Here is a 10,970-nt window from a genome sequence, read left to right on the forward strand (position 1 = left end):
CATAAAACATGGCCAAACTTTCTTTAGAAATCATCAATAAACTCGGCTTGCACGCACGCGCCTCCACCAAATTCACCCAAACTGCCAGCCAGTTCAAGAGCGAAGTCTGGGTGGAAAAGAATAGCCGTCGAGTCAATGCCAAAAGCATTATGGGCGTGATGATGCTGGCCGCCGCCAAGGGCAGCACCATTGACATTGAAGCCACCGGCCCGGATGAAGATCAGGCGCTGGCCGCACTCGAAGCACTGGTTAACGACTATTTTGGCGAGGGTGAATAATTGACCAGCTTTAGCATGCATGGCGTCGGGGTATCGAGTGGCATTGCCATCGGCCATGCTCACCTGATTTCGCATGCCCTGCTCGAAGTCGTGCACTTCAAAATTGAGGCGTCTGCCATCGACGAGGAAATTGCCCGCTTTGAACGCGCCATCGGTCTGGTCAAGCACGACCTGGAACAACTCAAAGCACAACTGCCTAAAAATGCCCCGGCTGAACTGAGTGCCTTTATCAATACCCACTTAGCCATGCTGACTGACAAATCATTGTCAGAAGCGCCTAAAGCCATTATCCGCAATGAGCTGTGCAACGCCGAATGGGCGCTCAAACAGCAAATGGATGATATCGTCGCCCAGTTTGACGCGATTGAAGACGCCTATTTGCGTGAGCGCAAGCAGGATGTGGTGCAGGTGGTGGAGCGTGTAATCAAGGTCTTGTTGGGCCGCGACCAACTCGCCGCCAGCGAGAAAAAACTGCAAGCCAGACAAGAGCGCGCCATGATTCTGGTGGCGCATGATGTCTCCCCGGCAGATGCCATCCAGTTCAAACATCACCAGTTTGCAGCCTTCATCACCGATGTCGGCGGGGTTACTTCACACACCGCGATTCTGGCACGCAGCCTGAATATTCCGTCCATCGTTGCCTTGCAGCGCGCCCGTGACCTGATCAATGACGGCGAACTGATGATAGTCGATGGCAGCGAAGGCGTGGTCATCGTCAATCCTGACCCTGAGGTGCTGGCGGAATACCAACTCAAGCAAAACCAGTGGCAACTTGCCCAGCAAAAGCTGCAACGGATTAAAACGACCAAGGCCGTCACCGTGGATGGGGTGGCGATTGACTTGCTGGCCAATATTGAAGTGCCGGACGATGTGGTTGCTGCCAAAGCCTCGGGCGCCGTCGGCGTAGGCTTATACCGGACCGAGTTCCTGTTTATGAATCGCACCGAAATGCCCGATGAGCAGGAACAGTTTGAAGCCTACAAACATGTGGCGGAGGCCATGAAAGGCCAGCCGGTCACCATCCGCACGCTGGATATTGGCGCCGACAAGCAACTGAACCCGGATGAAGTGGTGACGGCCATCAACCCGGCGCTGGGCTTACGTGCCGTGCGCTATTGCCTGGCCGAGCCGCATATTTTTCACAGCCAGTTCCGCGCCCTGTTGCGTGCCTCGCACTATGGCCAGGTGAAAATCCTGATTCCCATGCTGTCCAACCTGGCAGAACTGCGACAAACCAAACTGCTGTTCGCCCGTGCCAAAGAATCGCTGCGCCAGCAAGGCATCCCGTTTGACGAGCAAGTGCCTATCGGCGGCATGATCGAAGTACCGGCCGCCGCCATCAATGCTGACGCCTTTGCGCAGGAGCTGGACTTTTTGTCCATAGGCACCAATGACCTGATTCAATATACGCTGGCGATTGACCGTGCCGACGATGCGGTGGCGCATTTGTATAACCCTTTGCATCCAGCCGTCTTGCGCTTGATCCAGATGACGATTGCCGCCGCCGCCAAATATGACAAGCCGGTCTCTGTCTGCGGCGAAATGGCGGGTGACATCAAACTGACGCGCTTGCTGGTCGGCATGGGCATGCGTCAGCTATCCATGCATCCGGCGCATATCCTGAGCGTGAAGTCGCAAATCCTGCAGAGCGAAGAAAACGTGCTGGCCAAACAAGCCAGAAAAATTCTGTCTCTCAATGATCTGGAGAAAATTGACCCGCTGATTAAAAAATTAAATGGCGAAGTGCACTAACGCTGCACGGATGCCCTTGTATTAAACAAAACTCATCACCATCATCAATATATACAATGAGCCAAATGCGAACATTTGGCGAATAATACGCCTCTATCATCTATCGCATTCAACAAAGGATTTGCTGTGAGCACCAACCCATTACTTGCTTTTAGTGGCCTGCCCAAATTTAACGATATCCGTCCAGAGCACGTCTCGCCCGCTATTGACCAGTTACTGGCAGAAGGCCGCGCCCTGGTAGAGCGCCTGGCTACTGCCAGCGAGACGCCCGACTGGCAAAACTTTGTGCAGCCGATTGAAGACTACTCAGAAAGACTGTCACGCAGCTGGGGACCGGTCGGGCACATGAATGCCGTGGTCAACACGCCAGAACTGCGTGAAGCCTATAATGAAAACCTGGCCAAACTGACCGATTTTTACAGCGACCTGTCACAGGATGAGCGCCTGTACGCCAAGTACAAAGCCATCCAGGCCAGCGCGGGTTACGCACAATTGAGCCGGGCACAACGCAAGATTATCGACAACGAAGTGCGTGGCTTCAAACTGGGCGGTGCCGAACTGCCACCAGCCGAAAAAGTACGCTTCAAGGAAATCGCCGAAAAACTGTCCAAACTGGGCAGCAAGTTTGAAGAAAATATCCTCGATACCACCAACGACTTCAAGCATCTGGTGACAGACGCAACCGAGCTCACAGGGCTGCCTGAGGACGCCTTGCAAGCAGCCGCCGAAGCCGCAAAAGCCGAGGAGAAAACCGGCTATCTGTTTACGCTGCACTTCCCGTCTTACATGCCGGTCATGCAATACTGCGACAACCGTGCCTTGCGTGAAACGCTGTATCGGGCCTATGCCACGCGCGCCTCAGAATTCAGTAAACCCGAATGGGATAACACCGCCCTGATCGCTGACCTGCTCAAACTCAAGCAGGAAGAAGCGCAACTGTTAGGCTTTAAAAACTATGCTGAACTGTCGCTGGCGACCAAGATGGCAGATACGCCGGCACAGGTGATTGAATTTCTGGACACCCTGGCCAAGCGGGCCAAACCCTATGCCGAAAAAGACATGGCCGAACTCAAGGCCTATGCCGAAAAGCTGGGCTTTAGCGACATGCAGGCCTGGGATGTGTCCTACATCAGCGAAAAACTGCGCCAGGACAAATACGCGTTTTCAGATCAGGAAGTCAAACAATACTTCCCCGAAGACAAGGTGCTGGCAGGCCTGTTTAAAGTGGTGGAAACCATTTTTGGCGTGCAGGTGCGCAAAACCGATGCGCCGTTATGGCATAAGGATGCGGGTTTTTATGAGATCAGCGACCAGCAGCGCCAGCCGATTGCCTATTTCTATCTGGATTTATATGCGCGGCATGGCAAACGCGGGGGCGCCTGGATGGATGAGTGCATTACCCGCCGCAAAATTGCCACTGGCATAGAGCTGCCAGTTGCCTACCTGACCTGTAACTTCTCGGCACCCGTTGGCGACAAACCTGCGCTGTTCACCCATGACGAAGTGATCACGCTGTTCCATGAGTTTGGTCATGGCCTGCACCACATGCTAACCCAGGTCGAGGAATACAGTGTTTCCGGCATTAAGGGCGTGGAATGGGACGCGGTCGAACTCCCGAGCCAGTTTATGGAAAACTTTTGCTGGGAATGGGACGTGCTGCGCCATATGACGGCGCATGTCGACACTGGCGAGCAACTGCCGCACACACTGTTCGACAAAATGGTCGCCGCCAAAAACTTCCAGGCCGGCATGCAAACCGTGCGCCAGATCGAGTTTTCATTGTTTGATATGCGTTTGCACAGCAGCTTTGACCCAGCAGGCAAGCAGACGGCACTCGACGTGTTCGAACAGGTGCGTGATGAAGTGGCTGTATTACGCCCACCCAAGTGGAACCGCTTCCCCAACAGCTTTAGCCATATTTTTGCAGGCGGTTATGCCGCAGGCTACTACAGCTACAAATGGGCAGAAGTCCTGTCTGCCGACGCTTACAGCCTGTTTGAAGAGCTGGGCGTGTTGTCTGCCGAGGCAGGTAGCCGCTTTAAAAACGAGGTACTGGCACAAGGGGGCGCACGTCCGGCCATGGAGTCTTTTGTCGCCTTTAGAGGTCGCGAGCCGAGTATGGATGCGTTGTTACGCCACAACGGCATGGCAAGTTAATCACTTTGTACATCTAGCCAAGTGTCTAACACTTGGCTTTTTTACACGCACCCGCTATGCTAGCCAGATCGTTTTAAGGATTAAAAATGTCTCGTCTGCCCCTCTGTGTATTACTGATTGCCTTGTTGCCGGCGGTGGCGTTTGCCGCCAAAGAAGAAGCAGATGATATTCAAGCCAAAACCGCCAATGGCGATGAAGTGGTGCTGCACGCCAATGGCTACTGGGAGTTTAAGGATGGCAAAAAAGCCGAGGAAGCCAAAGTCAAAGTCGAGCAATTTGAGCGGAGCAATAGCTGCCCATTGGGTATGAGGCCCAGCTTTTTGGGCATTGGCCGTTGTATCGCGTTTGACGACCCCATCCTTAAGCGAGGTTCATTGAGTGGCAAAAGCCGTTAATTTGCGGCCATGTGAAACTCAGACAAGCACTAAAACAGGGCAGCCATCGCTGCCCTGTGTCATTTCAAATATCCCGCGCACGGCAAGTGCAGTGTACGGGCCGCAAGCACAAGCCATTGTGCGCAATATTTAGCCAACGCCCCCCAGCAGGAACGCCACTTGCTTATTTCAGGTTTTAGATGCATTGATGGAGCCTCATGATTAATTCTCTCGATTTTGCCCGCCACGGCGACAAACAAAACTCCGCCTTTTTTGAAGAGTATTTGCAAAAGCTGCTCGAAGAGCGCGACCAGCTCGGGCTGACCGACATGATTCAGGAAATTGATGCGCTGATGATTACGGTAGACCCTGATCATTCGATTCAGTACATCGCCGAACTGTCTTTAATGACCTCTTACCATTATCTGGTGACGCTGGAGAGTGAGAAACACTGGACGCATATTCTGCGTATAGACCTCGACTCGCCGGATTTACTGGTCCGAGAGGTGAAAGACCCTAACTTCAGGGGAATTTTCCGCGCACTCAACGAGATCTATCCTGTTGGGGCGCGCAAACCAAATAGCCGCTACATGGGTGAAATCATCCGCGTCACCAATATGCACGAGGTGGTGAAGTTACAGGAAGAACGCGAATTCCGCTTTTTTACCCAGGACGAAGTGCGCAAACTGGAATTGCCGGGCAATGTGGCGATCAGCAAACCTTCGCCCTACACGCATAATATCGTTGGCTATATGAAACGCGAGCCGGATGAGTTACGCGTGTATGCGTTGGGTATCAGTACCATCCGCGCCGATGTACAAGCCGCGTATGAAGAGGCTAAAAACCTGCAGGCCAAGCTGCGCATAGACGATTTGATCTTACCAGTGGATCACCTGGCCACCCGCGTTTATAGCCAAAACCGTGAGGTGGCGATTCTCGAATACCTGTCCTGGTCCAGCTACTTTTTCTGGGGCGCCTATAACATCTGGGACCAAAACTCTTCCACCAATGTCACCAAGAGCGTGCACGGCTTCCCAGAAACCAAGAGTCCGGCCAAAGTGTTTACCGCTAACAATACGCCTTATTTTGTTAACCACCTGGAAAAACTGCCCTCGCCGACCGAAACCTTTGTGCGTAACTATGGCCCGCGCTTGCACCATATCGCCTTATCCGTCAAAGATGGCACCCGGGACGGCAAGGAAAATATCGAATTTGTCGTCGATGCCATTGCCAGCCAGGGCAAAGGCTTTCTGCTCGATGTGATTGGCTCCAAGGAAGAAGGCCTGAAACAGATTTTCTCTAATGCCTCTGAACACTCCTCGCTGATTATTGAATATGTCCAACGCTATGACGGCTTTGATGGCTTTTTCACCCGGGATAACGTGGCCAAGCTGACAGAGGCCGCCGGGGTGGAAGAAGGCGTGCTGGAGCAACAGGCAAGGTTGAGTCAGCGCGCTGGGAAATAACAGACGCGCACAAGTTGATCTATACTTAAGCTCTTTACGCTCAGGCTTTGACGCCTAGACCAAGGATTTTGTATGGATCACGCATTCTGGCACAGTCGCTGGCAAACCCAGCAAATTGGCTTTCATCTCGACCAAGCCAACCCGCTGCTGGTCAGCCACTTTCATCATCTGGCATTAACGGCTGGGCAGTGTATTTTTGTGCCCTTGTGCGGAAAATCGCTGGATATCCCTTGGCTGTTAGACCAAGGACTACAAGTGGTGGGCATAGAACTGAGCCCACTCGCGGTAAAAGCGTTGTTCCAAGAGCTGGCGCTGACGCCAGAAGTAGACGAGATGGGTGCGATCACCTGTTACCGTGCCGGGCCACTGACTGTGTTTAATGGCGACTTTTTTGCCCTCAGCCAGACGCAATTGAAGCAGGCGCAAGTGGGTCAGATAGATGCGGTCTATGACCGCGCCGCACTGGTGGCCCTGCCCGCCGACATGCGCCCACGCTACAGTCAGCATTTGACCGCCTTGACCGCGCACGCCAAACAAATGCTGGTGAGTTTTGACTACGACCAGTCGCTGCAAGCCGGACCACCGTTTAGTGTCGATGCCCAAGCAGTGCAACAACTGTACGGCCAGGACTTTAGATTAAGCCTGTTGGCCGATGTACCGCTGGCGGGTGGCCTTAAGGGCAAATGCCCGGCACAAGAACAAGTCTGGTTGTTGCAGGCAAAAGATCGAGCTTAGGAAAGTCACTCAGCCATGTCGGCGCTTGGCACGCAGCCCATGAGCGCATCATGATGCTGATGCCAGTGCAGCAAGCTTTCCACCACATGAAACGCCTGTGCCCGCACCAGGTCGCCCGGTTGTTTTAAATCAGGCACCACAATCACGCGCAAGCCTGCGGCAATAGCGGCTTGTGCGCCGAGTTCACTGTCTTCAAACGCAATGCATTCGTCTGCCTGCAAGCCCAGTTTTTCCAGGGCCAGCAGGTAGATGTCCGGGTTGGGCTTGCCGCGCTGCACCTCCTGGCCACTAGTGACATGGTCAAAGTAATCCAGCACGCCCGTATGGCTCAGACGGTGGGTAATATGCGGGATGGGGGAAGAAGAAGCGACACTGCAGGTGATGCCTGCGTCACGGTAAAACTGTAATAGCTCAAGCACACCCGTTTTGAGCGGGAACACATGGTTGCGTGCATCAAGATAGGTGTTCAGGCCAGCAATCACCTGCTGCATATGATGTTCGCCGTTGAGTTGCTCTGCCATGATCCGGCTGGAGTCTGACCAGATCCGCCCCACCAATTGCACATATTGCTGCTCGGTATAAGTGATGCCTATGCTGGCGGCGGCTTCAATACAACCTTGCATGATGATACGTTCAGAATCGATCAGCAGACCATCCATGTCAAAAATTGCGGCTTTAATCACTGGCAAACCCGTTTGGCGAACAAAGCGATATTTTATCGCGTCTTTGCAGGTGAGATCACAGGAATATCACGCTTGCTCGGCGTAGGCCAACGGCGTGACGGTGACACTGACCTTAAGCTGCTGCTGACCGCCACCCAGCACCACACCACGCATAGGTGAGACATCACCAAAATCGCGGCCCCAGGCCACGGTAATGTGCTCTTGCTGGACCAGACAATTATTGGTCGGATCAAAGTCTACCCAGCCATAGACCGGGCAATAGACAGACACCCAGGCGTGCGATGCATCGGCGCCGACCAGGCGCGGCTGGCCTGCGGGTGGATGGGTAAGGATATAACCGCTGACATAACGGCAGGCCAAACCGATAGAGCGTAGCGCGCCTATCATCAGATGGGCAAAGTCCTGACACACACCGCGGCGGCCTTTGAGCACCGTATCCAGCGGGGTAGAGACATCGGTGGCTTGTGGGTCAAATTCAAACTCGGTATAAATTTTTTGCGTCAGCGCCATGGCGGCTTCTAGCAACGGTCGCTGCGGGGTAAAGCAGCTCAGGGCGAAACTGGCCAGCGCTTCGCTACAGGTCACGCGCCTGGTGGCATACACATAGGGCGCAGCATCCAGGTGGTGTGTGTCCTGATCTTTTAACAAAGTCTGCACCTGCTCCCAGGGCGGGCTTTGCACAAGCTCAGCCATCTTTGGCCGTGGCTGGATATCGACCTGAAATCTGGAGGTGACTTCGAGTGACTGGTGCGGTGTCAGTAGCGTGAAGTAGTCATTGTGATTGCCGAAGAAATCCAGCCGCCGCGACTGTTCCGCCGGCTGCGGCTCACAGGCCAGCGTATAAGAAACGCATTGCTGAAATGCGGTTTGCCGGGGCATTAAATGCAGTAATTGCTGTGATTGAATCACAGGCACATCGTAGCGATAAATGGTTTGGTGTTCGACCTGATAGCGCATGCGGGTCCTTAATGCCCAGAGATGACGACCGGACTGGCATAGCTGAAAAAGCGCAGGCTGAGGCGGTCAGACAGCGTTAAAGTCACCTCGTAGGTGTGATTGAGCCAGGCTGACAACTCTGGACTGCCTTGCATAAAGCAGGTGTCCGGGTCGAGTTGCAGCAAGGCTTGCCAGCAGGCTTTCAGCTCGGCGGCAATGCCGCCTGCATTATCATGGGCATCCATTTCTTCGAGATATTTCACCAAACCCTTGATTTGAAAAACAATGGCATTGGGATTATTGCCATCCATCAACAGTAAATCCAGCACAGGCAACCATTCGGGTTGCGAGGCGTAGCGGGCACGGTAAGTGACCAGGTTATTGGTCACTTGTAGCAACCACTCAAGATTACTATGTTGTGGCATTTGCAAGGCACGGCTTAATAACACACACATAAACTGCAAGCGCTCAATCCGCCGTCCGAGCGACATAAACCGCCAGCCCAGATCACGCGTCATCCAGTCCATGGCAAAGCCGGTCAAGGTGACAAAATGATTCACGGCCTGCTCGATATACGACATCGCATCCTGCAAGGTGGCATGCGCGTGCCGGGTAATAAACTGCCGTGACAATACGTTCACGGTCCGCCAGTGGTCATTGGAGATGCGCTCACGCAGGTTGAACGCCTGTTGATACAACTGCTGCACGCTGGTGGCCAGACTGCCGGACTGCTGCGAGAACACGGCTTGTACCAGCAACGGCTCAATATCATCATCACTGTACGGTTGCCATTTCGCCCATTCTTCATCATCTTTAGGCGAGGGCAACAGGTCAAACCACTGACACAAGCCCTGCATGGTCGGCCACTCGCCTTCGCGCGATTCTGGCGTGTATTCGAGCAAGGCGCGCAAGGTGGCGCGTAACATCATGGCTTTTTGCAGGTTGCGTACTGAATAGCGGCCATACCAGAACATGTTTTCTGCCATGCGGCTGGAGAGCGAGGTGTTTTCACGCACCAGGTCCTGACTGGAGGTGGTTTTGCGCAACAAGCTGAACGCCGACTGCGTAAACTCCGAAAGCACCCAGGTGTCTTTGCTGGTGCCGCCACGCTGCATGGTCACCACGCGGCTATCTTTGCCGCTGGCGACGCGGGAAAGGCCGCCTGGCATCACCGCATAGCCATTGGGGGTGGCAAAGGCATAGACACGCAAACTCACTGCCAAGCTGCCCATTTGTGGCTGGTGATGATGATTGCTCAGCACAGGCGCATGTGAAATATCCACTTGTTCCTGGGCAATATAATGGCCGGGCTGCGCACGCAGCTTGGCAATCAGCGCCTCTTTTTGCGTAGCATTGAGATCCTCGCCAAAAATGGGCGAAGATTGCATTTGCGGGTAAGCCGGTTTGATCACCAGATCATCCAGATGCTGGATCACATATTCAAGCGCCGCAGATTCACCACACCACCAGGTCGCCACCGAAGGCATGTGCAATGACTCACCTAGCAGCGACTGGCACAAGTTGGGCAAAAAGCCCAGCAAAGCCCCAGATTGCAACAAGTTGGCGCCCAGCGCATTGGCAATCAGCACATTGCCCAGTCGGGCGGCCTGGGTCAACCCGGCCACGCCTAACAGCGACTCTGCGTTGAGTTCCAGCGGGTCACAATAATCATCGTCAATGCGGCGTAAAATGGCGTGCACAGGCTTGAGCCCGGCGATGGTTTTGAGCCAGACCACGCCGTTGCGCACCGTCAGGTCGTTGCCTTGCACCAGAGGATAGCCCAGATAACCAGCTAAAAATGACTGCTCGTGGTAGGTTTCGTTATACGGTCCTGGCGTCAAAATCACCACCAGTGGCGGCTCCCCCTGACTCAGTGGGGCAATGCCAGGGACAGTCTGTGCCTGATTTTGTGCAACGCGGTGCCCCCAATGTGCCAGACTGTCACGCATGCTGGCAAAAAAGCCGCTCAAGCGCTCAATATTGAGGTCGCGGAACATTTCGGGGAACACACTGGAAATAATGGTACGGTTTTCCAGCGCATAACCAGCTCCGGTGGGCGACTGGGTCCGGTCAGACACCACCCACCACTGCCCGTTAGGCGAACGCGCAATATCCACGGCATAGTTATGCAGGGCAATATTGTCGTAATGCGGGATGCCGACACAAGAAGGCAAAAAGCCGTTATGACCGTAAATCAGCGCCGGCGGCAGTTGACCACTGGCAAACAGGCGCTGTTCACCATATACGTCCAGTAACACCTGATTGAGCAAGGTGGCCCGCTGCGCCACGGCAGCAGCGATATGCTGCCACTCATGCGAGGGGATAATCACTGGCAAGACATCCAGATCCCATGGCCGCTGCACGCCGTGCGTGTCTGCATAGACGTTATACGTCACGCCATTATCACGAATCTGGCGCTGCACAGCCTCCATGCGCTTGCGCATGACGGCAGGCTCTTCACTCTCCAGCTGAGAAACCAGGGCCTGCCAGTGCGGACGTGGCTGGCCCCTGCTATCCAACAGTTCGTTATAGCGGTCAGAAAAATAAAGTTGATTAAGCACTGGTTGCATGCGTGGTTAAGCGAGGATC

At 54.1% G+C, this 10,970-nt stretch carries 9 protein-coding genes; 6 read left to right on the forward strand and 3 right to left on the reverse strand.

Annotation, left to right across the window (positions count from 1 at the left end; translation table 11 throughout):
* Positions 1-8 precede the first annotated feature (8 nt).
* The 6 genes from ACT53C_RS02660 (at position 9) to tmpT (ending at position 6,762) form a co-directional block, all read left to right on the forward strand.
* Entirely contained in the window at positions 9-278 is a 270-nt protein-coding gene (locus ACT53C_RS02660) for an HPr family phosphocarrier protein (RefSeq protein WP_476144693.1), read from the forward strand.
* Positions 279-2,030 carry a phosphoenolpyruvate--protein phosphotransferase gene (ptsP, locus tag ACT53C_RS02665; protein ID WP_313984942.1) on the forward strand — a complete coding sequence of 584 codons (1,752 nt, stop codon included), beginning with the start codon at positions 279-281 and terminating at the stop codon, positions 2,028-2,030.
* 126 nt (positions 2,031-2,156) lie between these two features.
* The gene (locus tag ACT53C_RS02670; protein WP_476144694.1) at positions 2,157-4,187 is read left to right on the forward strand and encodes a M3 family metallopeptidase; all 2,031 of its coding nucleotides are present in this window, start codon (positions 2,157-2,159) and stop codon (positions 4,185-4,187) included.
* Positions 4,188-4,273: 86 nt separating this feature from the next.
* Positions 4,274-4,582, forward strand: coding sequence for a hypothetical protein (locus ACT53C_RS02675; RefSeq protein WP_476144695.1), 309 nt, complete (start codon positions 4,274-4,276; stop codon positions 4,580-4,582).
* A gap of 197 nt (positions 4,583-4,779) precedes the next feature.
* A complete protein-coding gene (locus ACT53C_RS02680) occupies positions 4,780-6,027 on the forward strand; it encodes a hypothetical protein (RefSeq protein WP_194748963.1) in 1,248 nt (415 codons plus the stop codon).
* A 72-nt stretch (positions 6,028-6,099) separates the two neighbouring features.
* Positions 6,100-6,762, forward strand: coding sequence for a thiopurine S-methyltransferase (gene tmpT, locus ACT53C_RS02685; protein ID WP_476144696.1), 663 nt, complete (start codon positions 6,100-6,102; stop codon positions 6,760-6,762).
* 5 nt (positions 6,763-6,767) lie between these two features.
* On the opposite strand, the gene ACT53C_RS02690 is transcribed toward tmpT, so the two are convergent.
* The 3 genes from ACT53C_RS02690 to ACT53C_RS02700 all read right to left on the reverse strand — a co-directional run bounded on the left by ACT53C_RS02690 (position 6,768) and on the right by ACT53C_RS02700 (position 10,951).
* On the reverse strand, positions 6,768-7,445 hold the full coding sequence (locus ACT53C_RS02690; RefSeq protein WP_313984929.1) for an HAD family hydrolase: 678 nt from the start codon (positions 7,443-7,445) through the stop codon (positions 6,768-6,770).
* A 66-nt stretch (positions 7,446-7,511) separates the two neighbouring features.
* Entirely contained in the window at positions 7,512-8,402 is an 891-nt protein-coding gene (locus ACT53C_RS02695; protein WP_338655763.1) for a transglutaminase family protein, read from the reverse strand.
* Between the two features lie 8 nt (positions 8,403-8,410).
* On the reverse strand, positions 8,411-10,951 hold the full coding sequence (locus ACT53C_RS02700) for a circularly permuted type 2 ATP-grasp protein (RefSeq protein WP_338655765.1): 2,541 nt from the start codon (positions 10,949-10,951) through the stop codon (positions 8,411-8,413).
* Positions 10,952-10,970 lie beyond the last annotated feature (19 nt).

Source organism: Methylophilus sp. DMC14, assembly GCF_056314085.1.

Excerpts from the sequence above, each read along its gene's own strand:
- ACT53C_RS02660 (WP_476144693.1), top strand. The coding sequence starts at position 9 with ATGGCCAAACTTTCTTTAGAAATCATCAATAAACTCGGCTTGCACGCA.
- ACT53C_RS02675 (WP_476144695.1), top strand. The coding sequence starts at position 4,274 with ATGTCTCGTCTGCCCCTCTGTGTATTACTGATTGCCTTGTTGCCGGCG.
- ACT53C_RS02680 (WP_194748963.1), top strand. The coding sequence starts at position 4,780 with ATGATTAATTCTCTCGATTTTGCCCGCCACGGCGACAAACAAAACTCC.
- tmpT (WP_476144696.1), top strand. The coding sequence starts at position 6,100 with ATGGATCACGCATTCTGGCACAGTCGCTGGCAAACCCAGCAAATTGGC.
- ACT53C_RS02695 (WP_338655763.1), bottom strand. The coding sequence starts at position 8,402 with ATGCGCTATCAGGTCGAACACCAAACCATTTATCGCTACGATGTGCCT.
- ACT53C_RS02700 (WP_338655765.1), bottom strand. The coding sequence starts at position 10,951 with ATGCAACCAGTGCTTAATCAACTTTATTTTTCTGACCGCTATAACGAA.